The organism is Micromonospora sp. BQ11, assembly GCF_052068135.1.
Taxonomy (GTDB): Bacteria; Actinomycetota; Actinomycetes; order Mycobacteriales; family Micromonosporaceae; genus Micromonospora.
This window is the reverse complement of sequence record NZ_JBQHDB010000004.1, coordinates 215,134-239,112: the sequence shown is the minus strand read 5'-3', so window position 1 is coordinate 239,112 and position 23,979 is coordinate 215,134. Positions and strand designations below refer to the sequence as shown.

Annotated in this window: 28 protein-coding genes; 19 read left to right on the top strand and 9 right to left on the bottom strand. The window is 73.5% G+C overall.

Features of this window, described 5'->3' with window-relative positions:
- Positions 1 to 67: 67 nt before the first annotated feature.
- The 8 genes from ACTMSW_RS10745 (at position 68) to ACTMSW_RS10710 (ending at position 9,017) form a co-directional block, all read left to right on the top strand.
- Complete coding sequence (locus ACTMSW_RS10745) at positions 68 to 1,216, top strand: exonuclease SbcCD subunit D (RefSeq protein WP_441180395.1); 1,149 nt, start codon at positions 68 to 70, stop codon at positions 1,214 to 1,216.
- Entirely contained in the window at positions 1,216 to 3,690 is a 2,475-nt protein-coding gene (locus ACTMSW_RS10740) for an AAA family ATPase (RefSeq protein ID WP_441180394.1), read from the top strand. The genes ACTMSW_RS10745 and ACTMSW_RS10740 overlap by 1 nt, the downstream gene beginning before the upstream one ends.
- A 30-nt stretch (positions 3,691 to 3,720) precedes the next feature.
- The gene (locus ACTMSW_RS10735) at positions 3,721 to 4,671 is read left to right on the top strand and encodes a hypothetical protein (protein WP_441180393.1); all 951 of its coding nucleotides are present in this window, start codon (positions 3,721 to 3,723) and stop codon (positions 4,669 to 4,671) included.
- Complete coding sequence (locus ACTMSW_RS10730) at positions 4,671 to 5,528, top strand: spermidine synthase (protein ID WP_441180392.1); 858 nt, start codon at positions 4,671 to 4,673, stop codon at positions 5,526 to 5,528. Before ACTMSW_RS10735 ends, ACTMSW_RS10730 begins: the two co-directional genes overlap by 1 nt.
- Positions 5,529 to 5,606: 78 nt before the next feature.
- The gene (locus tag ACTMSW_RS10725) at positions 5,607 to 6,302 is read left to right on the top strand and encodes a sigma-70 family RNA polymerase sigma factor (protein ID WP_441180391.1); all 696 of its coding nucleotides are present in this window, start codon (positions 5,607 to 5,609) and stop codon (positions 6,300 to 6,302) included.
- Positions 6,299 to 7,078 carry an anti-sigma factor family protein gene (locus ACTMSW_RS10720; protein WP_441180390.1) on the top strand — a complete coding sequence of 260 codons (780 nt, stop codon included), beginning with the start codon at positions 6,299 to 6,301 and terminating at the stop codon, positions 7,076 to 7,078. Before ACTMSW_RS10725 ends, ACTMSW_RS10720 begins: the two co-directional genes overlap by 4 nt.
- Before the next feature lie 202 nt (positions 7,079 to 7,280).
- The gene (locus tag ACTMSW_RS10715; RefSeq protein WP_441180389.1) at positions 7,281 to 7,931 is read left to right on the top strand and encodes a COG4315 family predicted lipoprotein; all 651 of its coding nucleotides are present in this window, start codon (positions 7,281 to 7,283) and stop codon (positions 7,929 to 7,931) included.
- A gap of 165 nt (positions 7,932 to 8,096) precedes the next feature.
- The gene (locus tag ACTMSW_RS10710; RefSeq protein WP_441180388.1) at positions 8,097 to 9,017 is read left to right on the top strand and encodes a DNA-3-methyladenine glycosylase family protein; all 921 of its coding nucleotides are present in this window, start codon (positions 8,097 to 8,099) and stop codon (positions 9,015 to 9,017) included.
- A 48-nt stretch (positions 9,018 to 9,065) separates the two neighbouring features.
- Here ACTMSW_RS10710 and ACTMSW_RS10705 read toward each other — a convergent pair whose 3' ends face one another.
- Positions 9,066 to 9,572, bottom strand: coding sequence for a DUF1990 family protein (locus ACTMSW_RS10705; RefSeq protein WP_441180387.1), 507 nt, complete (start codon positions 9,570 to 9,572; stop codon positions 9,066 to 9,068).
- Between the two features lie 88 nt (positions 9,573 to 9,660).
- Here ACTMSW_RS10705 and ACTMSW_RS10700 point away from each other — a divergent pair, with 88 nt between their 5' ends.
- Entirely contained in the window at positions 9,661 to 10,155 is a 495-nt protein-coding gene (locus ACTMSW_RS10700; protein WP_441180386.1) for a GNAT family N-acetyltransferase, read from the top strand.
- A 423-nt stretch (positions 10,156 to 10,578) separates the two neighbouring features.
- Here the strand turns inward: ACTMSW_RS10700 and ACTMSW_RS10695 are convergent, their stop codons facing one another.
- Complete coding sequence (locus ACTMSW_RS10695; RefSeq protein WP_441180385.1) at positions 10,579 to 10,791, bottom strand: hypothetical protein; 213 nt, start codon at positions 10,789 to 10,791, stop codon at positions 10,579 to 10,581.
- A gap of 135 nt (positions 10,792 to 10,926) precedes the next feature.
- Here ACTMSW_RS10695 and ACTMSW_RS10690 point away from each other — a divergent pair, with 135 nt between their 5' ends.
- Together ACTMSW_RS10690 and ACTMSW_RS10685 are read left to right on the top strand one after the other, a co-directional pair.
- Positions 10,927 to 12,039 carry an ATP-dependent DNA ligase gene (locus tag ACTMSW_RS10690; protein ID WP_441180384.1) on the top strand — a complete coding sequence of 371 codons (1,113 nt, stop codon included), beginning with the start codon at positions 10,927 to 10,929 and terminating at the stop codon, positions 12,037 to 12,039.
- A 66-nt stretch (positions 12,040 to 12,105) separates the two neighbouring features.
- Positions 12,106 to 13,653: an alpha/beta hydrolase gene (locus ACTMSW_RS10685; RefSeq protein ID WP_441180635.1), complete on the top strand. Its 1,548-nt coding sequence runs from the start codon at positions 12,106 to 12,108 to the stop codon at positions 13,651 to 13,653.
- Here ACTMSW_RS10685 and ACTMSW_RS10680 read toward each other — a convergent pair.
- Positions 13,580 to 14,092: a potassium channel family protein gene (locus tag ACTMSW_RS10680; protein WP_441180383.1), complete on the bottom strand. Its 513-nt coding sequence runs from the start codon at positions 14,090 to 14,092 to the stop codon at positions 13,580 to 13,582. The genes ACTMSW_RS10685 and ACTMSW_RS10680 overlap by 74 nt on opposite strands.
- Before the next feature lie 74 nt (positions 14,093 to 14,166).
- Between ACTMSW_RS10680 and ACTMSW_RS10675 the strand changes: the two genes are divergently transcribed.
- A complete protein-coding gene (locus tag ACTMSW_RS10675) occupies positions 14,167 to 14,619 on the top strand; it encodes an N-acetyltransferase family protein (RefSeq protein WP_441180382.1) in 453 nt (150 codons plus the stop codon).
- A 55-nt stretch (positions 14,620 to 14,674) separates the two neighbouring features.
- Here ACTMSW_RS10675 and ACTMSW_RS10670 read toward each other — a convergent pair whose 3' ends face one another.
- Both ACTMSW_RS10670 and ACTMSW_RS10665 read right to left on the bottom strand, forming a co-directional pair.
- Entirely contained in the window at positions 14,675 to 15,100 is a 426-nt protein-coding gene (locus tag ACTMSW_RS10670; RefSeq protein ID WP_441180381.1) for a hypothetical protein, read from the bottom strand.
- A gap of 138 nt (positions 15,101 to 15,238) precedes the next feature.
- Complete coding sequence (locus ACTMSW_RS10665) at positions 15,239 to 15,982, bottom strand: GntR family transcriptional regulator (protein ID WP_441180380.1); 744 nt, start codon at positions 15,980 to 15,982, stop codon at positions 15,239 to 15,241.
- Positions 15,983 to 16,371: 389 nt separating this feature from the next.
- On the opposite strand from ACTMSW_RS10665, the gene ACTMSW_RS10660 reads away from it, so the two are divergent.
- The gene (locus ACTMSW_RS10660) at positions 16,372 to 16,566 is read left to right on the top strand and encodes a hypothetical protein (RefSeq protein ID WP_441180379.1); all 195 of its coding nucleotides are present in this window, start codon (positions 16,372 to 16,374) and stop codon (positions 16,564 to 16,566) included.
- A gap of 201 nt (positions 16,567 to 16,767) precedes the next feature.
- Here ACTMSW_RS10660 and ligD read toward each other — a convergent pair whose 3' ends face one another.
- Entirely contained in the window at positions 16,768 to 17,805 is a 1,038-nt protein-coding gene (gene ligD, locus ACTMSW_RS10655) for a non-homologous end-joining DNA ligase (RefSeq protein WP_441180378.1), read from the bottom strand.
- Positions 17,806 to 17,852: 47 nt separating this feature from the next.
- On the opposite strand from ligD, the gene msrB reads away from it, so the two are divergent.
- Positions 17,853 to 18,263 (top strand): peptide-methionine (R)-S-oxide reductase MsrB, encoded by a 411-nt coding sequence (msrB, locus tag ACTMSW_RS10650; RefSeq protein ID WP_441180377.1) that lies wholly within the window; start codon positions 17,853 to 17,855, stop codon positions 18,261 to 18,263.
- Between the two features lie 19 nt (positions 18,264 to 18,282).
- On the opposite strand, the gene ACTMSW_RS10645 is transcribed toward msrB, so the two are convergent.
- The 3 genes from ACTMSW_RS10645 to ACTMSW_RS10635 form a co-directional block, all read right to left on the bottom strand.
- Positions 18,283 to 18,921 (bottom strand): DUF305 domain-containing protein, encoded by a 639-nt coding sequence (locus tag ACTMSW_RS10645; RefSeq protein ID WP_441180634.1) that lies wholly within the window; start codon positions 18,919 to 18,921, stop codon positions 18,283 to 18,285.
- On the bottom strand, positions 18,906 to 19,646 hold the full coding sequence (locus tag ACTMSW_RS10640; RefSeq protein WP_441180376.1) for a lytic polysaccharide monooxygenase: 741 nt from the start codon (positions 19,644 to 19,646) through the stop codon (positions 18,906 to 18,908). The genes ACTMSW_RS10645 and ACTMSW_RS10640 overlap by 16 nt, the downstream gene beginning before the upstream one ends.
- 107 nt (positions 19,647 to 19,753) lie before the next feature.
- The gene (locus tag ACTMSW_RS10635) at positions 19,754 to 20,029 is read right to left on the bottom strand and encodes an isoamylase early set domain-containing protein (protein ID WP_441180375.1); all 276 of its coding nucleotides are present in this window, start codon (positions 20,027 to 20,029) and stop codon (positions 19,754 to 19,756) included.
- 154 nt (positions 20,030 to 20,183) lie between these two features.
- On the opposite strand from ACTMSW_RS10635, the gene ACTMSW_RS10630 reads away from it, so the two are divergent.
- From ACTMSW_RS10630 to ACTMSW_RS10610, 5 genes are all read left to right on the top strand, one after another.
- Positions 20,184 to 20,444, top strand: a complete 261-nt coding sequence (locus ACTMSW_RS10630; protein ID WP_441180374.1) for a Prokaryotic metallothionein — start codon at positions 20,184 to 20,186, stop codon at positions 20,442 to 20,444.
- A 195-nt stretch (positions 20,445 to 20,639) separates the two neighbouring features.
- Positions 20,640 to 21,233: a redoxin domain-containing protein gene (locus tag ACTMSW_RS10625; RefSeq protein ID WP_441180373.1), complete on the top strand. Its 594-nt coding sequence runs from the start codon at positions 20,640 to 20,642 to the stop codon at positions 21,231 to 21,233.
- Between the two features lie 6 nt (positions 21,234 to 21,239).
- Complete coding sequence (locus tag ACTMSW_RS10620; protein ID WP_441180372.1) at positions 21,240 to 22,136, top strand: cytochrome c biogenesis CcdA family protein; 897 nt, start codon at positions 21,240 to 21,242, stop codon at positions 22,134 to 22,136.
- Between the two features lie 35 nt (positions 22,137 to 22,171).
- Entirely contained in the window at positions 22,172 to 22,612 is a 441-nt protein-coding gene (locus ACTMSW_RS10615) for a GNAT family N-acetyltransferase (RefSeq protein ID WP_441180633.1), read from the top strand.
- 119 nt (positions 22,613 to 22,731) lie between these two features.
- Positions 22,732 to 23,832 (top strand): lytic polysaccharide monooxygenase auxiliary activity family 9 protein, encoded by a 1,101-nt coding sequence (locus ACTMSW_RS10610; protein WP_441180371.1) that lies wholly within the window; start codon positions 22,732 to 22,734, stop codon positions 23,830 to 23,832.
- Positions 23,833 to 23,979: the final 147 nt, after the last annotated feature.

The following is a 23,979-nucleotide window of genomic DNA, read 5'->3' as shown; positions in this document are numbered from 1 at the left end:
CGCCAGCCATGAGCGCGAGGAGTGCGGCGAGGCGGAGCCCCGCAGTCGCGAACGAGAGGCCGGCACAGTGAAGATCCTGCACACCTCCGACTGGCACGTCGGCAAGGTCCTCAAGGGCCAGTCGCGGGCCGAGGAGCACAAGGCCGTCCTCGCCGGGGTGATCGACGTCGCCCGACGGGAGCAGCCGGACCTGGTGATCGTCGCCGGCGACCTGTACGACACCGCCGCACCGACACCGGAGGCCACCCGGCTGGTCACCCGGGCGCTGACCGCGCTGCGCCGCACCGGCGCCGACGTGGTCGCCATCGGCGGCAACCACGACAACGGGCAGGCCCTCGACGCGCTGCGGCCGTGGGCCGACGCCGCCGGCATCACCCTGCGCGGCGGCGTCCGGGAGAACCCGGACGAGCACGTGATCGACGGCACCACCGCCGGCGGGGAGCGCTGGCGGCTGGCCGCGCTGCCGTTCCTCTCGCAGCGGTACGCGATCCGCGCCGTGGAGATGTACGAGCTGACCGCCGCCGAGGCCACCCAGACGTACGCCGACCACCTCGGCCGGGTGCTGGGACGGCTGACCGAGAGCTTCACGGAGCCGGACCGGGTGCACCTGGTGACCGCCCACCTGACGGTGGTGGGCGCGACCTCCGGCGGGGGCGAGCGGGACGCGCACACCGTGCTCGGTTACGCCGTCCCGGCCACGGTCTTCCCGGGCACGGCGCACTACGTGGCGCTGGGCCACCTGCACCGCTCGCAGCGGGTGCAGGGGCCGTGCCCGATCCGCTACAGCGGCAGCCCCCTCGCGGTCGACTTCGGCGAGCAGGAGAACGTGCCCTCGGTGACGCTGGTCGAGGTGACCGCCACGACCGCGGCGCAGGTCCGGGAGGTGCCGGTGACCGCGGCGGCCGCCCTGCGGACGGTGCGGGGCACCCTCGCGCAGCTCGCCGAGATCGACGCGCCGGACGCCTGGCTGCGCGTGTTCGTGCGCGAGCAGCCGCGCGCCGGCCTACGCGAGGAGGTGCAGGAACTGCTGCCCCGGGCGCTGGAGATCCGCATCGACCCGGAGCTGGTGCCGGCGCCGGGCAGCGGCACCCGGGTCGCGCAGCGGGCCGGCCGCTCCCCCCGCGACCTGTTCGCCGACTACCTGGACAGCCGGGGGCACGACGACGACGGCGTCCGGGAGCTCTTCGACGAGCTCTTCGAGGAGGTCGACCACTGATGCGGCCGATCCGGTTGGACATGGCGGGGTTCACCGTCTTCCGCGACGAGACCACCGTCGACTTCACCGACGCCGACTTCTTCGTGCTGGTCGGCCCGACCGGCTCGGGGAAGTCGACCGTGCTGGACGCCATCTGCTTCGCGCTCTACGGCACCGTGCCGCGCTGGGGCGGTGCCCGGGGTCTCGCCAACGCGCTGGCCCCGTCGGCGACCGAGGCCCGGGTCCGGCTGGTCTTCGAGTCGGCGGGCGACCGCTACGTGGCGACCCGGGTGGTCCGCCGCGATGGTCGGGGCAACGTCAAGACCGCCGGCGCCGGGCTCCAACTCATGCCGGCCGGCTTCGACGTCACCAAGCTGGACACCGGGCTCAGCCCGGAGGACCTGGGCGAGGTCGTCGCCGGCACGGCGGCCGAGATGGACGGCGCGGTGCTGGAGGCGGTCGGCCTGCCGTACGAGCAGTTCACCAGCTGCGTGGTGCTGCCGCAGGGGCAGTTCGCCGACTTCCTGCACGCCAAGCCGGCCACCCGCCAGCAGATCCTGGTCAACCTGCTCGGCCTCGGGGTCTACGAGGAGGTGCAGAAGAAGGCGACCGAGCGGGCCGCCCGGGCGGAGACGAAGCTGGAGACGGTCGACCGGATGCTGGCCGGGCTGGCCGACACCGACGACGCGACGCTGGAGGTGGCGACCGCGCGGGTGGACGCGATGCGGGAACTGGGCGAGGCGGTGACGGCCGCCGTACCGGAGTGGGAGGCCGCCCGGTCGACGGCCCGGGAGGCCGCCGCGGCGCTGGCCGCGCTGGACGCCGAGCTGACCGTGCTGGCCGGGGTCCGGGCGCCGGCCGGGGTGGCCGAGGTGGCTCGCGCGGTGACCACCGCCCGCGGCGAAGCCGAGGAGGCCGCGAGGGCGGTGGCACTGGCCGAGGAGCGGGAGGAGAAGCTCCGGGGCGAGCTGGCCGCCGCCGGGGACGAGAGCGCCCTGCGGCTCCAGCTGAAGGCGTACACCGATCGGGAGACGCTGGTCGGCGAGGCCGCGACGGTCCGCGCGGCGGTGACGGCGGCGGAGGCCGAGCACGCCGCTGCGGCTGCCGCGCTGGCCGACGCGCGCGCCGCCGCGGCCCGCGCGGAGGCCGAGCTGGAGGCGGCGTTCCGCGCGCACGAGGAGGCGAAGGCGACCGACCAGGCGGTGGCGCTGCGGGCGCACCTGCGCGACGGTGACGCCTGCCCGGTCTGCGAGCAGACGGTGGCCCGTGTCCCGGCGGTGCCGCACGACTCGGCGGTGGCCGCCGCGACCGCGGCGGGCCGGGCGGCCCGCGCCGCGACGAAGGCCGCCGAGGCGGCGGTGAGCGAGCGGGACGCGGCGGCCCGGGAGCTCGAGCGGGTGCTGCTGCGGGCCCGCGCCCGCGCCGACCAGCTCGACGGCCGGATCGCCGAGCTGGACGCCCAGCTCGCCGGCGCGGCCGAGCCGGCGGTGCTGCGGCGCGAGCTGGCCGAGCACGCGCGGCTGCGTGCGGCGTTGGAGGAGTCGGCGGCGGCCGTCCGGGCCGGGCGCGACGCCGCCCGCCGGGCCCGCGCCGCCTCCGACGCCGCCGAGGAGCGGTTGCGGACGGCGTGGCGGGCGTTCGACGCGGCTCGGGACGGGCTTGCCCGGTTCGGCCCGCCGGCCCCCGACCGGGAGGACGTCGCCGCCGCGTGGGCCGCGCTCACCGCGTGGGCCGACGCGGAGGCGGAGCGCCGCCGGGAGCAGCGGGCCGGCCGGGCCGGCGCCGTGGCCGAGGCGGAGGTCGTCAGCGCCGCCGTCCGCGAGCGGATCGCCGGCCTCTTCGCCGCCGCCGGGCTGCCGGCCACGGACGATCCGGTACGCGACGCCGCCGTCGCCGTCGAACGCGCCGAGGCCGAGCTGCGGCGGCTGGTGGAGCGGCGCGACCAGGCCACCGGGCTGCGCGACCAGCGGGCCGTCCACGAGCGCGAGGCGCAGGTGGCCCGCGCCCTCGCCGGGCACCTGCGGGCCAACAACTTCGAGCGGTGGCTGCTCGCCGAGGCACTGGACCTGCTCGTCGACGGTGCCTCGGCCATCCTCCGGGAACTCTCCGGCGACCAGTACGACCTGGTGCACGACAAGGGCGAGTTCTTCGTGGTCGACCACCACGACGCCGGCCTGCGGCGAGGCGTCCGCACCCTGAGCGGCGGTGAGACCTTCCAGGCGTCGCTGGCGCTCGCGCTGGCCCTCTCCGAGCAGTTGGCCGGGATGTCCACGACGGCGGCGAGCCTGGAGTCGATCGTGCTGGACGAGGGCTTCGGCACCCTGGACGTGGCCACCCTGGACACGGTGGCCGCCACCCTGGAGAACCTGGCCGCCCGGGGCGACCGGATGGTCGGCGTGGTCACCCACGTACCGGCGCTGGCCGAGCGCATCCCGGTGCGGTTCGAGGTCCGCAAGGACGCCCGGACGGCGCGCGTCGAACGGACCGGCCGGTGACAGGGTGAGCGGGCCTGGCAAGGTGGCGGTGTGAGCCGTTTCTTCGTCGACGCCTGGGATCCGGCGTACGGGGCGTCGTTCGAGGCCGGTGGCGGTCCGGCGGCGCCGAGCAGCGCCCGGGTGGAGCCCGACCACGAGGTGCCGGCGGTGGACTGGCGGGCGATCGGCCCGCGCCCCGGCGTGCGGGCACCCGACGTGGTGCTGCTGGTCGACGGGGTACGCCGGATCGACGCGAGCGTGTGGACGGCCGAGGACGACGGCAACTCGTACCCGGGGATCGCCGCCTCGTACGCCGCCGGGGTGGTCCGGTGCGACCTGGAACGCGGCGCGGCGCAGCTCGCCGGCGCGAAGGTGGGTCGGGGCCTGTTCACCGCCAGCCCGTCCGCGCAGGACGTCGTCGCGGGCAGCGTCCACTACCCCGTCCACCGGGTCGGCGGGACCGGCGAGCTGGCGAAGCTGCCGGCCGCCGTGCAGGGACCGCTGACCGCGCTGGAGGTGGAGGTCTCCGGCGCCGCGCGGATCGACGGTGACCTGCTGGTGGTCGACGGGCCGCTGCGCAACCGCCGGCAGTTGCCGCGCACCCTCGGCTACATCAAGACCCAGCACAGCCAGTACCTGGACGCCCGGCTGACCGCCGTGGTGACCGGTCTGGCGCCGGGCGAGCGGTCCCCGGTGTTCCGGCTCGGCACGGCCTGGGGCGGCTGGTCCTGGTATCTGCGGCTGCCGGTGGCGGCCGGTGCACCCTGGGCGGGCATCGTGCGGGTGGAGTGCTCCGCCGAGCTGGACGTCGCCGAGGCGGTCGCCCTGGCCGACCTGTCGTTGGTCACCCTTCCCCGGTTCGCGTCCACGCCGTACAAGGATCCGCGGGCGCCGCAGAACCTGGTGCCGATCGCCGGGCTGGAACGCCGCCTGCGCGCTCTGCTCGGCGACGCGCGACTGCTGCACCGGGTGCTGACCGCGGCCGCCCGGCCGCGCGCCTGATGGGCCGCCGGAGGGCCGCCGACCGGGTGGTCGAGCAGGTCGACACCGGCCAGGCCGAACTGGTCCCCGACCCGGACCGGCCCGGCTCGTGGACGCTGCTGCTCGACGGTACGCCGCAGTCCCACGTGGACCTGTCCGATCCGACGCACCTGGAATTCGAGTACGTCCGCCGGCTGGCCGCCGCCGTGGACCTGGTGACGCCGGCCGGCACGCCGCTGCGGATGCTCCACCTGGGCGGCGGGGCGCTGACCCTGCCCCGGTACGTGGCGGCCACCCGTCCCGGCTCCACCCAACGGGTGTGCGAGGTGGACGGCGCCCTGGTCGACCTCGTCCGCCGCAAGCTTCCGTTGCCCGCCGACGGCCGGTTGAAGGTCCGGGTCGGCGACGCCCGGGCGGTGGTCACCGCCACCCGGGAGGCCAGTCTGGACGTGGTCGTCGCCGACGTCTTCGCCGGTGCGCGTACCCCGGCCCATCTGACCTCGGTGGAGTTCGTCACCGAGGTGGCCCGGGTGCTGCGGCCGGGTGGCTGGTACCTGGCCAACGTCGCCGACGGCCCACCGCTGCGGCACGCGCGGGCGCAGGTGGCCACCGTCCGGGCGGTGCTGCCGCACGCCGCGCTCGTCGCCGACGCGGCCGTGCTGCGCGGTCGCCGGTACGGCAACCTGGTGCTGGTCGCCGGCCGGACCGAGCCACCGGTGCCGGAGCTGACCCGCCGCGCCGCCGGGGACTGTTTCCCGGGCAGGGTGCTGGCCGGCTCGGAGCTGGACCGCTTCGCCGGCGGCGCACCGGTGGTGCACGACGCCGACGCCACCGACTCGACGCCGCCCCCGCCCGGAATTTTTTCGGTGGGTCGTTGATCCGCTCGGCGGCCGGCTCCGTATCATCCGGCGGCAGGCCCGTGGGGGGCAGCCGATGTATCGGAACCGGAGGTCTGCATGCATGCGGTGGCGGCCGGCTGGCACGGGGACAGGGTTCGGCCGGGCTGGATGTCCGCGCGCTCCCAGTCCCGGCCGAGCGCGTCTGCTCGCGGGGTCGACGCCCGCCCCATCCCTCGCCAGAATGATCCGGTGCCGCCCCGACCCGCGCCCGGACGCCATCAGGCACCACCGTCCGGCGAGTCCAGTCACTCCGACCAGCTGATCCGGCTGCTCTACGCCGAGCACGCCGGCCCGCTGCTGGCCTTCGTCATGCGGCTCACCGGCGGTGACCGGCAGCGCGCCGAGGACATCGTGCAGGAGACACTGCTGCGGGCCTGGCGCAACGCGCACCGACTGGGCGCGCAGGGGCAGGGTTCGCTGCGGCCGTGGCTGGTGACGGTGGCCCGGCGGATCGCGATCGACGAACACCGCAGTGAACAGGCCCGGCCGGCCGAGACGTACGACCGGGACCTGACCGCCTTCGCCGAGGCGGACAGCACCGACCGGGTGCTGCGAACGATGACCGTGGCGGACGCTCTGCGGACGCTCAGTCAGTCGCACCGGGAGATCCTGGTCTCGACGTACTTCCGGGGCCGGACGGTGCCGGAGGCCGCCGAGGAACTGGGCCTGCCGCTCGGCACCGCGAAGTCACGGGTCTACTACGCGCTGCGCGCCCTGCGCACGGCTCTGCAGGAACGGGGGGTGACGGAATGAGCCGGGCAGACCACATGGACGTCGCCGCGTACGCGCTCGGCGTACTGGACGAGCACGACACGGAACGGTTCGAGGAGCACCTGGCGACCTGCTGGGCGTGTGCCGCGGAGCTGGAGACGATGGTCCCGGTCGTGGGCATGCTCTCCGGGATCGACGGCGAGACGATGACGGCGCTGGAGCAGACGCAGACCGACCCGGCCCTGCTGGACCGGACGCTGGTAGCGGTCCGTGCCCATCGGCGGAAGACGCGGTTCCGGCAGTTGCTCGCCACGGCCGCCGCGGTGGTGGTCTTCGGCGGGCTGACCGGGGTGGGCTTCGCCAGCGTCACCGAGGACAGCGCGCCCGACGTGGGAGCCCTGCCGACCACCAGCGCGCCCGCGAGCCCGCCCGTGACCCGCCCCGGTCAGCCGGGCGACCCGGGCGTCGGCGGCAACCCGGTGGAGGGCAAGCAGCGCAACGTCACCGATACCACGACCGGGGTGGTGGCGACGTTCTTCGTGGCGTCGAAGGAGTTCGGTACGGGGGTGAACTTCACCCTGGCGAAACTGCCCGGCCCGCGCGTCTGCCGCCTGGTGGTGGTGCGGAAGAACAACACCTCCGAGATCATCTCCACCTGGTCGGTACCGGGCGGCGGCTACGGCACCAACACCAATCCCAACCGCCTGACGCTGGCCGCCTCCACCTCGACGCCGACCAGTGAGATCAAGCACTTCCAGGTGCAGTCGGTGGACATCAACGGGGTGGCGAGCCCGCTGGTCACAGTCACCCCGGCCTGACCCGTACGACATGGATCGGCGCCGGCCACATTGGCCGGCGCCGATCAGTCGTCGTCGTTTCCACCGCACCCTCGTGCCGACCTACGGATATCCGGGCCATTCGGTTCAACGCATTCGCGTGAAATTGACCACTGTCAACCATTCAACCTTGACAGCAAGCCTCCCGTATTACCCGGTGAACTGCCAAGAATGAGGAGGGCACGTGGCACAGATGAAGCGGACCGTCATCGTCGCGAGCGCGATGGTCGCACTTACGGCCTGCGCTCCCGCGGGTTACGACGGGGCGAACGCGGGCGCGGCCGAGCCGGTCGCCGTCGCCGCGGCCGAACCCACCGCGTCGGCCGAGGCGTCGGCGGCGCCCGAGGCCTCGGCGGCACCCGAAGCGCCCGCGGACGCCCCGCCGCCCGCCGACGCCGACCTCACCGACGAGCTGAACGGCAAGAAGGTCGCCCGGATGGGCAGCGTGGTCACCGACCAGGACGGCTGGATCCTCTACCGCTTCGACAAGGACACCAACGACCCGCCGGCGTCGAACTGCGTCGACAAGTGCGCCGAGGTGTGGCCGCCCGCGCTGACCGACGGCAGCCCGCAGCTCAACGGCGTCGCCGACGACAAGGTCGGCACCATCACCCGGCAGGACGGCACCCGGCAGATCACGCTGGACGGCTGGCCGCTGTACCGCTACATCGGTGACAAGAAGCCCGGCCAGTGGAAGGGCCAGGGCGTCGGTGGCACCTGGTTCGTGGTGGCTCCGAACGGCAAGAAGAACCTGACCTGCCTGCCGACCGGCACCCCCAAGCCGGTCGCCCCGCCGGCCGACGACGCCGAGGCCGACTCCGGCTACTCGTACTGAGCGCACCACTCCAGGCACGGTGGCCGGTCGCAGCTGGGAGGGCGCGGCCGGCCACCGCCGGATCCGGGTACGGGACGTACCGGCAACGTCTCCACCCGGCCCGCGGCGCCGGCCCGTACCACGGGCCGGCGCCGCGACCGTCTCCTCCCGTGGCAGCATGGCGGGGTGACCGCGACCGAAGCCGACGCCCGCCGGGTGCTGCGCCCACCGGCCGGCTACCGCCTGGCCGCGTCGGTGCGGTCGCTGACCTTCAGCCCGTACGACCCGTGCGCGCGGGTCGCGGCGGGCACCTTCTGGTGGGCCACCCGCACTCCGGACGGGCCGGCCACCCTGGCGCTGCGCCCGTCCGCCGGGGATCTCCTCGCCGAGGGGTACGGCCCGGGAGCCGACTGGGTCGTCGAGCGCGCCGACGCGATTGCCGGTCTCCGCGACGACCTGACCGATTTCGCCGACCTGGCCGCCGCCCACCCGCTGGTGGCCGAGCTGGCCGCGCGGTACCACGGGATGCGGATGCCGACCACCGGTCAGGTCTTCCCCCGGCTGCTGCGGGCGGTCTTCGAGCAGAAGGTGACCGGCAAGGAGGCGTACCGGGCGTACGCCGCCACGGTCCGGCATTTCCGCGCGGCGGCACCGGGCCCGATGCAGCCGCTCCTGCTGCCGCCCGAGGCGTCGGCGGTGGCGGCCGCCCCGTACTGGGTCTTCCACCCGTTCGGGGTGGAGCAGCGTCGGGCGGAGACGCTGCGCCGGGTCGCGGCCGTGGCCGACCGACTGGAGCGCTGCGCCGACTCGGCCGAGGCGACCCGCCGGCTCACCGCGATCCCCGGCATCGGCCCGTGGACGGCGGCGGAGGTGGTCCGCGTCGCGTACGGCGACCCGGACGCGGTCAGCGTCGGCGACTACCACGTGCCGAACACCGTGGCCTGGGCACTCGCCGGGGAGGCGCGCGGCGACGACGCCCGGATGCTGGCCCTGCTGGAGCCGTTCCGGGGGCACCGGGGCCGGGTGTGCGGGCTGCTGGAGGCCGCCGGCATCCAGGCGCCGAAGTTCGGCCCCCGGGCGCCGATCCGCTCCTTCGCCCGGTTCTGACGGCCGCACCGGCCAGCCCGGAGTCGAGCCGGCGGACGATATCGGCGGTCAGCCCCGCCGGGCGCAGAGCCGGCGCAGCGTCCGTCCGAGCCACCACGCGTACGCGTGCTGGAACAGCCGGCCGGCGGGCCCGGCGGCGCGCATGAACCAGCGGTCGGGCCGGCTGAAGGCGCGTACCTCGAACCAGACCTCGCCGGCGGCGTCGCGGCCGACGAGGAACGCCTCCTCACCCCGGGCGGGGTGGCCGGGCAGGGTGCCGTAGCCGAAGCCGGCCCGGGAGCCGTCGTCGACCGCCCAGACCACCTCGCAGGGCGCCGGCAACCGCAGCGGGCCGACACCGAGCCCGGAGACGACCCGTACGCCGGGCGCGGCCCGGTCGGCCGAGGCGTCGATCCGGATGCCCGCGGCCCGGTGCAGGTGCCACGACAGCACGGCCTCGCCCGCCGCGTCGAACGCGTCGCCGGGCAGCCGGATCCGGTGCCGCACGTGCCGCCAGCCGGTCGGCAGGTCCCCGGCCCGGGTGGCGCCGACGTGCGGATAGGTCAGTGCCGGCACGGCAGTCACCCCTTTCGGTTCGACGGACACCGTCCAGCGTACGGATCGGGGGCATCGCGCTCCCGGTCGACTGTGGTTGGCTGGGCCCGTGAGAACACCCCCATTGATCGCGCCGGCCACCCCCCTCGACGCCGGCGAGATCCTCACGGTGCAGCGCGCCGCCTACCTCACCGAGGCGCAGCGCTACGCCGACCCGTTCCTGCCGCCGCTGACCGAGACGTTGGAGGAGGTGCGCGCCGCCATCGCCGGGGCGCGGACCGTGCTGACCGCCCGGATCGGTCCACGGCTGGTGGGTTCGGTGCGCGCCCACGTCGAGGCTGGCGTCGCCCATGTCGGCCGGCTCGCCGTCGCCCCGGACCAGCAGGGTCACGGCGTCGGCGGGCGCCTGCTCCGGGCCGTCGAGGCGATGTACGCCGCCCGGGTCGACCGCTTCGCGTTGTTCACCGGCGCGGACAGCGAGCAGAACCTCCGGCTGTACCAGCGGCACGGGTACCGGGTGGTCGGACACCGGTCGGACGCGAACGGCGTGCGCCTGGTCCTGCTGGAGAAGCCGTCGGTCACCGCCGTCCGCGCCAACGCCTGAGCCGCACTGGTCCTCGGCCACCCACCTGCCGCACTCCGCTGTCGGACGCGTACCCGCCGGTGACGACGCTCCGATGGCGGAGGCCGCACCGTGGACGCGGGACGGCCGGCCGCCCGCTGTCGGGGCCGGGGAGGCGCTCACGCAGGGTCACCCTCGCGCGCCTGGCATGACGACGTGCGCGCCGCTTTGCTCTGCACCCTGATACGCACCGGCCACGTCTAGTAATCGGGGCCCGCACGGGGACCACCGGGAAACAGCAGCTGGGAAGGCTGGTGCATCCGGGGGTGCAGAGCAAAGCGGCGAAGGCGCGGTGCCGACACGGGCCGTCCCGTCACCAACAGTGACGAGACGAACATGTGACTGATTGTGCTGACCGGGTGCGGGGGAAGCTCGCGGAAAGGGTTTCGCCCGACCGGTCGGTGGTCAGGCGGCCTCGCGCAGGTCGGCCAGCTCCAGCGGCGTACGGGTGCGGAGCAGTTCCGCCAACTCGGCGACCGAGCCGACCTCGCCGAGCACGTTCTTGCCGCCGCCGTACGAGCGCGGGTAGCGGTGCACGAGCCGGTAGCGGTAGCGCCCACGGATCAGCTCGATGCTGACCCGCCACCGCCCGCAACACCCGCAGACCCACTCCGACACCCGCCGAAAGTAGCTCTGACCTGCGGTTATCTGATTCCGGCCGGAGTGACGGCGGGTACGTCGGAGGACACACCGCCCGCGAGCCGCCAGTGATCTGCCTCACGGCTGTCGGTGTCGTCTGATTGACTGGTCGCCGTGGAGCTGCCGATCAACCCGCCGGTCGAGCCGATGCTGGCCAAGAGCGTGCCCCGGGTGCCGACCTCCCCCGGCATGACGTACGAGCCGAAGTGGGACGGCTTCCGGTGCATCGTCTTCCGGGACGGCGACGAGGTCGAGCTGGCCAGCCGGGGCGGCAAGCTGATGACGCGCTACTTCCCGGAGGTCGTCGAGCAGGCCCGCCGCCAGCTGCCGGAGCGGTGCGCGGTCGACGGCGAGCTGATCGTCATCCGACGGGACGGGCCGAACGGTCAGCCACGCCTCGACTTCGAGCTGCTCGCCCAGCGCATCCACCCCGCGGCCTCACGGGTGAAGCTGCTGGCCGAGACCACCCCCGCCGACTTCGTCGCCTTCGACCTGCTGGCCCTGGGCGACGAGTCGCTGCTGGAGCAGCCCTATCCGCGCCGGCGGGCCCGGCTGGAAGAGGCGCTGGCCGGGGTACGGCCGCCGGTGCACGTCACCCAGGTCACCACCGACCCGGAGACCGCGCACCGCTGGTTCGACGTCTTCGAGGGCGCCGGCCTGGACGGCCTCATCGCTAAGCCGGCCGATCTGGCGTACGAGCCGGGCAAGCGGCTCATGTTCAAGGTCAAGCACGCGCGCACCGCCGACGTGGTGGTGGCCGGCTTCCGGTGGCACAAGTCCGGGCCGGTGGTCGGCTCGCTCCTGCTCGGCCTCTACGACGACGACGGGGTCCTGCACCACGTCGGGGTGAGCGCGTCGTTCACCATGGCCCGCCGGGAGGAGCTGCTGGAGGAGCTGGCGCCGTACCGGGACACCGACGGCACGCACCCGTGGGTGCACGGCGACCACGAGCGCGGGCAACGCATCCCCGGTGGGGTCAGCCGGTGGACCGGCACGAAGAACCTGGAGTGGGAGCCGCTGCGCCCCGAGCTGGTGGTCGAGGTGGGCTACGACGCGATGGAGGGCGAGCGGTTCCGGCACACCGCACGCTTCGTCCGCTGGCGGCCCGACCGTGACCCCCGCTCCTGCCGTTACGACCAGCTCGACCGCCCGGTCCGGTTCGACGTGGACCAGGTGCTGCGCGGCGATCCGACGGCGACCGTGGGGTCACCCGCCGGTCCGGCGTAGCCTGGCGCTCGACCCGATCAGGGAGGCTTCCTCGTGACCCGCACCTCCGACCGCCCCCGGTTCCGGCTGGCTCTCGCCGGTCTGGCCGCCGCCGCGCTGGTCACGGCCGGCTGCACCCTGCCGGCGTTCGCCCCCAGCACGGACGTCGAGGGTGAGGCTGCCGCACCCGGCTCCGCGCCGGCCTGGCGCGCGTGCCCCGAGGTGCCCGAGGAACTGGTCGGGCGCAGTGCGCCGGACATGCGCTACGAGTGCGCCACCATCGAGGTCCCGAGCAACTGGGGCACCGGCACCGGTGCCACCTCCGGGCCCGGCATCGGCATGATGTTCGAGATCGCACTGCTGCGGGCCCGCTCCACGAAACAGCGCGACCGGATCGGCTCGCTGGTCATCAACCCCGGCGGCCCTGGCGGCTCGGGTGTCGACACCGCCGTCTACCTCTCGTTCGGGCCGACCTTCGGCGGGCTGCCCACCTCGATCACCGACCGTTTCGACATCGTCGGCTTCGACCCGCGCGGAGTGGCCCGCTCCAGCCCGGTGAAGTGCATCCTCGACGTGCACCTCGACGCGACCTTCGGCTACGACCCCGATCCCCGGAGTCAGCAAGCCTTTGACGAGTTCGTCGCGCTCAACCAGCGGATCGGCCAGGGCTGCGGCACCAAGTACCGTGACCAGCTCCCGCTGTACGGCACCGAGCAGGCCGCACGGGACATGGACGCGGTCCGCGCCGCCGTCGGCGACGAGAAGCTCACCTACCTCGGCTACTCGTACGGGACGCTGCTCGGCGCCACGTACGCGCAGCTCTACCCGCAGCGGGTCCGGGCGCTGGTGCTCGACGGCGCGGTCGATCCCCGGATGGGGCTCGTCGCCTCCTCGGAGAGCCAGGCCAAGGGCTTCGAGCGGGCGTTCGACAACTTCACGCGGTGGTGTGCGGCCAACGCCGGCCGGTGCCCGATCGCCCCGGACGCCCGGGCCGCGGTGACCTCGGCGATCGAGAAGGCCCGGGTCTCACCGGTCCGGGGCGACGGCGGGCGGGAGGCGACCCCCGGCTGGGTGTTCTACGCCGTGATCTCCTCCCTCTACACCGAGGCGGGTTGGGAGGAGCTGGGTCGGGCGATCGACGAGTTGCAGGGCGGCGACCCGACGGAGGTCTTCCGCCTCGCCGACGCGTACGCGGACCGCGAGGACGACGGCCGGTACTCGAACCTCTTCGACGCGAACCTCGCGGTCAATTGCGCCGACGAGGAGGAGAAGCCCACCCGGGAGCAGATCCGTCAGCTCCAGTCGCAGTGGCGCGAGAAGTACCCGCTGTTCGGCCCCGCCCTGGCCGTGGGCATGCTCTCCTGCGCGGAGTGGCCGGGCGGCCGGGACCCGTACCCGACCGGCCGGGCCGACGGTGCGCCGCCGATCCTCGTGGTCGGCACCACCGGGGACCCCGCCACGCCGTACGAGCAGACCCCCGCCCTGGCCTCGATGCTCGGGGTGGGCCGGGTGCTCACCTGGGAGGGCGAGGGGCACACCGCCTATCCGCAGACGGGGTGCATCACTGCTGCCGTCGACGCCTACCTGATCGGCTTGACCGTTCCCAGGGAGGGGCTGCGCTGCCCGGCCCGCTGACCGGGGGCTCCGGCCGCAGTTCCGGCATCTCGATGTCGTAGCGCCGGGCGATCTCCTCCAGCAGCATCCGCATCCGGTGCACGTCCGCCTTGAGCTGTTCCTGCTCCTCGTGCTCGAAGGCGTCGTCGTCGACGATCAGCCGGCTGGCGAAGTGCGCCGTGATCAGCGGGATGACCAGCAGGACCATGGTCGAGATGAGCAGCGCGGCGAGGGTCCGGCCGGCCCAGGTGGTCGGTGAGATGTCGCCGTAGCCGACGGTGGACGCGGTCACCACCGCCCACCAGACCGCGTCGGCGGCGCTCCTGTTCTCCACCTGGCTGTAGATGATGCCGGCCACGACGATCATGAGCAGGTAGGAGGTGATCAAGGTCCGTGGCGAGTTCGCGAACCAGACCAGCCCCCGGTAGATCCACCGGAACGGCTCCAGGAGGGTGTCCATGGGGCATCATGCTGCCCGGTGACCGCAACCACCGCCCGTACATCCGTCGGTGTTGCTGTGCCAGGCTCGGCGCCATGACTGACCTGATCTTCCGTGCGGCCGTCCGGTCCGACCTGCCCGCCGTCCTGGTGCTCCTCGCCGACGACTCGCTGGGCCGGTCCCGTGAGGTCGGAGAGGTCGACGCCGCGTACGAGCGGGCGTTCGACGACATCACCGCCGACCCGCGCAACGACCTGGTGGTGGCGGAGGCCGACGGTGAGGTGGTGGGGTGCATGCAGCTCACCTACATCCCGGGGCTCAGCCGGCACGGCGCGGAGCGTCAGTTGATCGAGGCGGTCCGCGTCCGGGCCGACCAGCGGGGCCGGGGCCTGGGCCGGAAGATGATGACCTGGGCGGTCGACCGGGCGCGGGAGCGGGGGTGCGCGCTGGTCCAGCTGACCACCGACAAGTCCCGCCACGACGCGCACCGCTTCTACCTGGGCCTCGGCTTCGTCGCCAGCCACGAGGGCATGAAACTCCACCTCTGACCCGGCCGGGTCGACCCGGGTGGCGTCGGCCTCCGGGGCTCCGGCCCGATGCCCGTCAGGCCGTCGGTGCGGGCCGGTCCTCGCGCGACACCCAGCGCAGGTCGGCGGCCTCGACGGCGGCGTGCAGCCGTTCGGCGAACCGGGCCACGCTGCCGTCCAGCGCGTCCAGGTCGGCGGGACCGAGCAGCGGCACCGGGCCGTCGTCGGTCATCGCCAGCACGCACGGCGTACGTCCCTCACTGGCCGCGCGGACCTCCGGTGAGCGCTCGTTGAGGTGCACGAGGTCGACCGGGACGCCCAGCTCGGGCACGAGGTGCCGCCATTCGCGCTTGCGGCCGAGCGGCCCGTGGGTGATGTCGCAGAGCGCGCACTCGGCGGTGCCGCGGACCTTGCCGACGACGTACGCCAGCTCGCCACGCAGGCCGCCGTCGGCGTGGTACACGCCGACCAGCCGGCGGATCACACCGCTCGGAGAGGTCATGGGGGCCAGTGTGCCCCGCCCGTCTGAGCGAACGCTGGACGAGGTGGTTCAGTACCCCGTATGCGCGGCCCTAGGCAACCTGGAACGCACCGCCCGGTCCACAGGATCGGCATGGCGGATGCCATGTGGATCTCGGCGTTAGTCCACCGGCACCCGGTACACCACGTCGTAATCCGGCCCCAGGACGATGTCAGCGGTCTCGACGGCCAGGTCTGCGGCGTAGTAGGTCCGTTCGATCGTCAGGACATGCGACCCGGTCGCCTTTAGGTTCAAGGCTTGGATCTCTTCCGGGGTCGCGGGCCTGAAGGAGACCTTCTCGGTGAACGAGTCGATGCGGACGCCGATCGTGTCCATGCGGGCGACGACTCCGACCGCCGGGCCGTCTTCGGGCCACTCGATGGCGGTACCGCCGGTCACCGCCAACGATTCGTGGCTGGTGGACAGTTGGATCGGTTCGCCGTCGGCAATGAACCGGTACCGGGTGGTCATGGTCGGGTCGCCGGGTCCGATCCCGAGTCGGGCCGCGATATCCGGGCCAGCGGTGGTGTGCGCCGACTCGTGTTCCCAGGTGCCCCGCTGACCGGCGGCTGTGGCGTCGCGGGCGAACGGGCTTGTCGGTCCGGTGGCGGTACGCACGTCCTGGCCGTGAGCCCGACGGGTGAGTCTGCGTCGCTGCCGGACGTAGTTGCCGGAACCTCGCCGACCTTCGATCAATCCTTCGCGTTGCAGGATCGACAGGGCTGCTTTCACGACGGTTGTCGACACGGCGTACCGCTGGCGTAGCTGCGCCTCGGTGGGCAGCTTGTCACCGGGCCCATAGGTGCCGGTGGTGATGGCGTCGCGCATCTCGTTGACGATGCGCACGTAAGCGGGTTCGGGCACGGTGAACTGCTCCCTCTCCGGTCTGCCCGGTCAGTCGACCACACCCGAGTTAGTGCGACAAATCTCGGCAGAGTCGTTGCCCCACGAAGGTTAGTGCACTAACTTTCGAAGTGGCTCCGTCACCGGTTGCTTCCGGTCTGCAACCACGGCGACCGGTGACGAAGTCCCCCGCCCCGTCACCGAGCCTCGGGAGGCTCCCGTGAACCTGTGGTCATTCCGTCGCCGCCGAACCCCGCCCGCCGAACCCATCGCCAGGGCCGCCACGGTCTACCCGAACCGGTCCGGCGCTCACGGCCCTCACGTCCCGTCATGGAACCAGCGAACCGACGTCTACCCGGCCACCGGGCCCCTGATGACGCGGGGCCAGGAGTACCGATCGCGGGGCCGCCGTGACCACCAGTAAGCCCCTGACGCGGATTCCGTTCTACGTCGAACAGGCGTCGTACTGCGTCGGCGCGCACGACGCGGCCCGCTGTGCCCGCTGCACCGACGACGGGTGTCCGGCCCTGGACGACGCCCGTTGCATCCTGACCACCTACCGCGAAGAAAGAGCCATCCGGTACGGCCTGCAACGGGCCACCTGAGCCGACATACAAGCAACCGCCCCGGTGCCGTCTATCGGGGTGACCGTCCTCCGGTCCCTTTTCTCCCGTGGTTCCAGGTTCCATTCGTACGCGAGCAGCGTGAGCGCCTGCGTGACGTGCCGACGGTCCAGAAGTACGTCGGTCCGGTGCGGTTGTTGTAGCCATCAGGATGCCCCGACCGGTCGTCGTAAGGTTTGTCGCTCAGTCGGTGTTTTTCCTGTTCAAGTCCCGATCTCGGGAGGGTTGGACCCGTTTCGGCTCGCCCGGCATCTTCGGATGGTCCGGCGGGTACGGCATGTCGCCCTGGCCGGCGGCGGCGTCCCGGTCGGCCCACTCCAGCAGCGGGGTGATGTCCCACGCGGCGTCGTCGATCCCGGCGTGCGGGTCGCCGCGCTCGGCCATCCGGGTGGGGACGGTGCGCAGGTCGAAGTCGTCCGGGTCGACGTCGGGCAGCTCGTCCCAGGTGACCGGGGTGGAGACGGTAGCGCGGGCGTTGGCGCGCAGCGAGTACGCGCAGGCGATCGTCCGGTCGCGGGCCATCTGGTTGTAGTCGACGAAGACGCGCGTGCCGCGCTCCTCCTTCCACCAGGCCGTGGTGACCAGCTCGGGCCGGCGGCGCTCCAGCTCGCGGGCCAGTGCGATGGTGGCCCGGCGGACCTCGGTGAAGGTCCAGCGGGGTGCGATGCGCAGGTAGACGTGGACGCCCCGACCGCCGGACGTCTTCGGCCAGCCGGTCGCACCCAGCTCGTCGAGGATGCCGCGCAGCTCGGCCGCCGCCGCGGCGGCGTCGGCGAAGTCGGTGCCCGGCTGCGGGTCGAGGTCGACGCGCAGTTCGTCGGGACGGTCGGTGTCGGCGGCGCGCACCGGCCACGGGTGGAACACCACGGTGCCCATCTGGGCGGCCCAGGCCACGTGGGCGAGGTCGGCGGGGCACAGCTCGTCGGCCGTCCGACCGCTGGGAAAGGCGATCCGCGCGGTCTCGATCCACGGGGGCACGCCCCGGGTCGGCACCCGCTTCTGGAAGAACATCTCCCCCTCGACGCCCTCGGGGAAGCGTTGCAGGGTGGTCGGCCGGCCGCGCAGGGCGCGCGTGATGCCGTCACCGACCGCCAGGTAGTAGTGGAACACGTCGGCCTTGGTGTAGCCGCGCTGCGGAAAGATCACCCGGTCGGGGCTGCTCAGCCGGACGGTGCGCCCGGCGACCTCGACCTCCTCGGCTGCGCTCTTCGTGCCACCCATTGCGCGACCATATGCGACGGGTGCGACGTCCGACGTACCGTTGGCGGGTGAGTCTTGACGACAGCGAACTGCCCCGCACCGAGGAAGAGTGGCGGGTCCGGCTCAGCCCCGAGGAGTTCCGGGTGCTGCGCGAGGCCGGCACCGAGCGTCCGTGGACCGGCGAGTACGTGGAGACGAAGACGCCGGGCGTCTACCACTGCCGGGCGTGCGGCCTGGAACTCTTCACCAGCGACACGAAGTTCGACTCGCACTGCGGGTGGCCCAGCTTCGACGACGCCATCCCGGGCCGGGTCAAGGAGATCGAGGACCGCACCCTCGGCATGACCCGCACCGAGATCCGCTGCGCCCGGTGCGACAGCCACCTCGGGCACGTCTTCCACGGTGAGGGCTTCACCGCGAAGGACACCCGGCACTGCGTCAACTCCGTCTCCATCCGGCTGGAGCCGCGCGAGTCCTGACGCAGTCTCCTGCCGGCGGTCACCGCCTCCGGTCACCAGCCGGCAGCGTCGCCAGCAACTCGACCTGGGCGTCCCGGGAGCGGGCCACCCGTTCGGCCAGCTCCCGGACCGGCGTGCTGCCCCCGACGGCGAGGTGGGCACGGGCCAGGTCCGCCGCCGCCCGCTGGTGCGCGGTCAGCACCGTACCGAGGACCCGGTCCACGTCGGCGGGTCCGGCCCGGCGCAGCCGCTCCAGGTCGTCGGCGTCGGCGTGCCCGGCGTGGTCGTGCCGGCCTCCGGCGGTGGGGCGGCCGGCGTCGCGCAACCACGTACGCGACGTGTGCAGCTCGTCGGTCTCGGTGGCCTCGACGGCGGCGACCAGGGTCTGCAGGTGCGGATCGGCCAGCCGGCCGCGGACCGCGCGGGTCATCTCCAGGGTCCGTTCGCTGTGCGCGACGAGCGCCTCGAGGAACGGCGCGTCGACGCCCTGAAGGCTGACCGGGGTCGGGGCGGGGGCCGGCACGGTGTCACCGTCGCCGCCGGCACAGCCGGCGAGGACCATGACGACGAGCAGGGTGTACGCGAGCCGGCGGATCATGCCGAGCCTCCGATCGACGGTCGGCGGGTGCGGCGCGCTCTGGGTACGGGCCGCACCCGGTTCGGTCAGACCTGGGTCCAGAGCGCCGGGGTGTAGGGCGGCTCCCAACCAGCGATCGCGGTGTGCGCCTGGCGGCACCGGTAGCTCGACCCGCCGTAGGTGACCTGGTCACCGACCTGGTAGGCGCGGCCCGCCGTCCACGTGCCTCCGGGGGCAGGAGGCGGGGTGGTGGGTGCGGCGGTCGGCGTCGGAGCGGGGGTGGTCGGTGGCGGCGTGGTCGGCGTGGGTCCGCTGCCGCCGCCGACCTGGAGGTCGACGCACGAGTAGAAGGCGTTGGCGGTGTCGGCGATGTTCCACACCGCGAGGACCTTCTGCCGGCCGGAGTACCCGCTCAGGTTCACCGTGTGCGACACGGACGCCCCCGGCTGCTGGCCCCCGCCGTTGAACACCGCGACCCGGGTGCTGCCGATGAAGTACTCCCAGTTGCTGGTGGCGTGGCGGGCGGTGTTGGTCCACGTGAAGGTGACCGAGCTGCCGACGCTGGTGGCGGGCCACCCGCGGCCGTCGTCGTCGAGGACGGCGAACTGGGTGATGCCCGCGTGGCAGCTGCGCAGGCCCTTGGGACCCTCGACGCTCTGCGGCTCCCATCGGATCTGGCCGCAGTCGGGTACCCGGCCCTGGGCGCAGAGCGCCTGCCGACTGGGTGGCCCGGACACGTACCCGTGGGCCTGGGCGGGCACGGCTACCGCCAGCGAGGCGACGACCGCGCCGGTCGCCGCGAGCGGAAGGGTCAGTCTTCGTCGCATGGTGGCATCTCCTTCGAGGTTCGACCTGCCGAGATGCCACCCAACATAAATTAAACCTTGTTAACAGTAAAGACTCCTGTCGATAAAAGCGATGACGTGCGAGCAGCTCAGAGCTTCAGCAGGCTGCCCCGTTCGTCCACCCGGTCGGCCGACTCGTCGTCCAGCCACACGCCGCCGCTGGCGAGGTAGCGGAAGCGGTACTCCCCCGGCCCGAGCCGTACGGTGACGGTCCGGGTGCCGTCCCGACGGGCGACGAGTTCGTGCCGGCCCGGCTCCCAGTCGTTGAAGCAGCCGACGACGCTGACCGGGCCGGGCGGAGCATCCCGGGGAAGGCAGAAGGTCACCCGGGTCTGGTTGCCGAAGAGCTTGTTGCGCTTGATCACGTATTCCTCCGGTATCGAGGCCTGCACCAGGTCCAACGGGCGACACGCCGGGGACGACTCGCCGCAGGCCGGACCAGGTTCACCGGTTCCGGTTGCCGTCCTGCTGCGGTTCGTCGACGCTGAGGTGACTTGTCCATTTCACGGGGGTTTCGTCATGGCGACCTGCGAGGTCTGCGGTAACGACTACTGGATGGCGTTCGAGGTGCGTACGGTCAGCGGCGACGTGCACACCTTCGACTCCTTCGAGTGCGCCATCCACAAGATGGCCCCGATCTGCGAGCACTGCCAGATCAAGATCGTCGGGCACGGCGTGGAGGTGTCCGGCCGCTTCTTCTGCTGCGCGCACTGCGCCCGCGCCGAGGAGGGCGACCAGGGCGCCCAGATCCGCGACGCCGTAGGCGCCCGCCCCGCCTGACCCCCCGCCCCCTCCCGCCCCCTCCCGCCCCCTCCCCGCCGCGTGGGCGCAGTTTCACGGAAACAGTCGTCATTCCGCGCCGAATGGCGACTGTTGCCGTGAAACTGCATCCTCACCGAGCGGGGTGGGGTGGACGGGGTGGACGTAAGCGAGCGGTAAGGGGGCTCTGCCGGTGCGGGCGGCTAGCATCCGGACATGCCCGTCATGACCACCCGAGCGATCGCCGCGGCGCTGGCCGCTGCCATCCTGGCTCTGGCCGCCTGCGGCGGCGCCGACGACGCACCGTCCGATGCCGCGCCGACCGCCGCCAGCGCCACGCCGGCGCCGACAGGCGCCGCCGCGAGTCCGGGTACCGGCACCACCACGAGCCCGACCGTGGGCGCCGTGCCGAAGACGCTCGACTTCACCGCCCGCACCCTCGACGGCGGCAGCTTCCCCGGGATCAGCCTCGCCGGAAAGCCGGCGGTGCTGTGGTTCTGGGCGGCGTGGTGCACGCGCTGCCGGGGCGTCGCCGACTCGGTCGCCGCCGTGCAGCGGGACAACGCCGACCGGGTGACCGTGGTCGGCGTGGCCGGCCTCGGCAGCGGCGACGACGCGATGCGACGATTCGCCCGGGACACCGGCATCACCGGCTTCCCGAGCCTGGCCGACGACGACGGCGTCGTGTGGCGCCGGTTCGGCGTCACCAGCCAGGAGCACTACGTGCTGCTGGACTCCGCCGGGACGGTCCGGCACAACGGGCCGCTGTCCCAGGCCGACCTGCGCCGACGCGTCGCCGAACTGAGCTGAGCCGAGATGACCGACGCCCCCTACGGTCTCGCGCTCGGCGCCGGCCTGCTCGCCGCCGTCAACCCGTGCGGCTTCGCGCTGCTGCCCGCGTACCTCTCGATGCTGGTCCTCGGCGACGACCCGGCGGACCGGCGCGGACCGCTCGCGCCGGTGGGCCGGGCCCTGGCCCTGACCGGCGCGATGACCCTCGGGTTCGTCGGGGTGTTCGGCGCGTTCGGGCTGCTCGCCGGCCCGGCGGCGGACGCCGTGGCCCGACGGCTGCCCTGGCTCTCGGTGGCGATCGGCGTGGCGCTGGTGGTGGCCGGCGGCTGGCTGCTCGCCGGCCGGCAGCTGCCCACGTTCACGCCGCGCCTGGCCACCGGGCCGGAGGTACGGCGGCGGTTCGGCTCGATGGTGCTGTTCGGCGCGGCGTACGCGGTCGCCTCCCTCGGCTGCACCATCGGCCCGTTCCTGGCGGTGGTGGTCGCCGGCTTCCGCGCCGGTAGCCCGGTGGCCGGGATGGGCCTCTTCGTGACGTACGCGATCGGAATGGGCCTGGTGGTCGGCGCGGCCGCCCTCGCGGTGGCGCTCGCCCGGGAGTCGCTGGTGCGTCGCACCCGGCGGGCCGCGCCGCTGCTCGGTCGGATCGCCGGTGCGCTGCTGGTGCTGACCGGCGGCTACGTGGCGTGGTACGGCTGGTACGAGATCCGCCTCTTCGGCGGCGGCTCGGCCGAGGACCGGGTGATCGACGCCGCCGCCGGGGTGCAGCGGGAGCTCGCCGGTTGGCTGGACGGTCTGGGCCCGTGGTGGGTCGCGGCCGTCGCCGCCGCGCTGCTCGCGGTCGCCGCGGGCGTCACGGTGGTACGTCACCGGCGCACCGCCGCGCGTCCCACGCCCGCCAGCGCCGAGCAGGTCGACGCCTGAGCCGACCGGGGCCCTACGATCGCGGGGTGCCGCAGATGCCCGAGGTCCGGTCCGCCTCCTTCGCCGAGCTGGACGTCCGCACCTTCCACGACCTGATCCGGCTGCGCATCGACGTGTTCGTGGTCGAGCAGGCGTGCCCGTACCCGGAGCTGGACGGGCGGGACGTCGAGCCGGGCACCCGCCACCTGTGGCTGGCCGGTGCCGACGCGCCGCTGGCCTACCTGCGGATCCTCGCCGATCCCGGCGGCGTGGCACGGATCGGCCGGGTGGTGGTGGCGCCGAAGGCGCGCGGTGGCGGCCACGCCGGGCGGCTGATGGCCGCGGCCCTGGACGAGGTCGGCGACCGGCCGTGCGTGCTGGAGGCGCAGTCGCACCTGGTCGCCTTCTACGCCCGGCACGGGTTCACGGTCAGCGGCCCGGAGTACGTCGAGGACGGCATCCCGCACACTCCCATGCGCAGGAGCGCATTGACGTAGAACGATAGGTGTGCGAGTCTGCGGGCGGAGCCAGCACGAGAGCCACGCCGCCGGCCCGGGAGGGGCAACTCCCGGCGCGTCCGGGCGCCGTCGTCCGACCTCTCTCCCGGAGGGCTCACGTGTCCCCTCAGCTCCGATCACCCCGCCTCCTGTGGCCGCTCGCCGTCGTGGCGGCCGCCATCCTCCTGTTGACCACCGCGCTGGCCAACCCCGTCTCCGCGCACGGGTCCGTGGTCGACCCGGCCTCGCGCAACTACGGCTGCTGGCAGCGCTGGGGCAGCAACTTCCAGAGTCCCCAGATGGCCACCGAGGACCCGATGTGCTGGCAGGCCTGGCAGGCCGACCCGAACGCCATGTGGAACTGGAACGGCCTGTTCCGGGAGGGTGTCGCCGGCAACCACCAGGGCGCCATCCCGAACGGGCAGTTGTGCAGCGCGGGGCACACCGCCAACGGGCGCTACGACGCGCTCGACACGGTCGGCGCCTGGAAGACCACCCCGGCGTCCACCAACTTCCGGGTCCGCCTGTACGACCAGGCCAGCCACGGCGCCGACTACATCCGGGTGTACGCGACCAGGCAGGGCTTCAACGCGCTCACCGAGCCGCTGGGCTGGGACGACCTGGAGCTGGTCGGTCAGATCGGCAACACCCCGGCGTCGCAGTGGAAGTCGGAGACCAACGGCGTCTCGATCGAGATCCCGGCGAACGCACCCGGTCGCACCGGCCGGCACGTCGTCTACACCATCTGGCAGGCCAGCCACCTGGACCAGTCGTACTACCTGTGCAGCGACGTGGACTTCGGCGGTGGCTCGACCACCCCGCCGCCGACCACTCCCCCGCCCACGACGCCGCCGCCGACCACCCCGCCGCCCACGACCCCTCCGCCCACCACTCCCCCGCCCACCACGCCGCCGCCGGCCGGTGCGTGCACGGCCACCTACCGGGTGACCGCCCAGTGGGCCGGCGGCTTCCAGGGTGACGTCACGGTGACCGCCGGCGGCGGGGCCGTCACGAACTGGTCGGTGACGTGGACCCTCGCCGGCGGGCAACAGGTCACCTCGGCCTGGAACGCCACCGTCAGCACCAGCGGCACGAGGGTCACCGCCCGCAACATGTCGTACAACGGCGCCCTCGGTGCCGGAGCGAGCACCACGTTCGGGTTCCTCGGCTCGTGGAGCGGCACCAACCCCGTACCGACACTCACCTGCACCGCCACCTGAGACCCGGCCGGGGTCGCGCCACCTACTCCCTCCGGCGCGACCCCGGCCGGCCCGGCGATCGGCCGACGCGGCCCGCCCCGGCGGTTACGCGGGCGGGCAGGTCGAAGAGGGAGTCGCGGCGCCGACCGGCGGGCACTGGGTACCGGC

What these genes read in the sequence shown, in the direction of transcription:
- ACTMSW_RS10630 (WP_441180374.1), top strand. Translation starts at nt 20,184, where the DNA reads ATGGCGACCTGCGAGGTCTGCGGTAACGACTACTGGATGGCGTTCGAG.
- ACTMSW_RS10740 (WP_441180394.1), top strand. Translation starts at nt 1,216, where the DNA reads ATGCGGCCGATCCGGTTGGACATGGCGGGGTTCACCGTCTTCCGCGAC.
- ACTMSW_RS10615 (WP_441180633.1), top strand. Translation starts at nt 22,172, where the DNA reads ATGCCCGAGGTCCGGTCCGCCTCCTTCGCCGAGCTGGACGTCCGCACC.
- ACTMSW_RS10720 (WP_441180390.1), top strand. Translation starts at nt 6,299, where the DNA reads ATGAGCCGGGCAGACCACATGGACGTCGCCGCGTACGCGCTCGGCGTA.
- ACTMSW_RS10670 (WP_441180381.1), bottom strand. Translation starts at nt 15,100, where the DNA reads ATGACCTCTCCGAGCGGTGTGATCCGCCGGCTGGTCGGCGTGTACCAC.
- ACTMSW_RS10640 (WP_441180376.1), bottom strand. Translation starts at nt 19,646, where the DNA reads ATGCGACGAAGACTGACCCTTCCGCTCGCGGCGACCGGCGCGGTCGTC.
- ACTMSW_RS10730 (WP_441180392.1), top strand. Translation starts at nt 4,671, where the DNA reads ATGGGCCGCCGGAGGGCCGCCGACCGGGTGGTCGAGCAGGTCGACACC.
- ACTMSW_RS10620 (WP_441180372.1), top strand. Translation starts at nt 21,240, where the DNA reads ATGACCGACGCCCCCTACGGTCTCGCGCTCGGCGCCGGCCTGCTCGCC.
- ACTMSW_RS10725 (WP_441180391.1), top strand. Translation starts at nt 5,607, where the DNA reads ATGCATGCGGTGGCGGCCGGCTGGCACGGGGACAGGGTTCGGCCGGGC.
- ACTMSW_RS10675 (WP_441180382.1), top strand. Translation starts at nt 14,167, where the DNA reads ATGACTGACCTGATCTTCCGTGCGGCCGTCCGGTCCGACCTGCCCGCC.
- ACTMSW_RS10680 (WP_441180383.1), bottom strand. Translation starts at nt 14,092, where the DNA reads ATGGACACCCTCCTGGAGCCGTTCCGGTGGATCTACCGGGGGCTGGTC.
- ligD (WP_441180378.1), bottom strand. Translation starts at nt 17,805, where the DNA reads ATGGGTGGCACGAAGAGCGCAGCCGAGGAGGTCGAGGTCGCCGGGCGC.
- ACTMSW_RS10625 (WP_441180373.1), top strand. Translation starts at nt 20,640, where the DNA reads ATGCCCGTCATGACCACCCGAGCGATCGCCGCGGCGCTGGCCGCTGCC.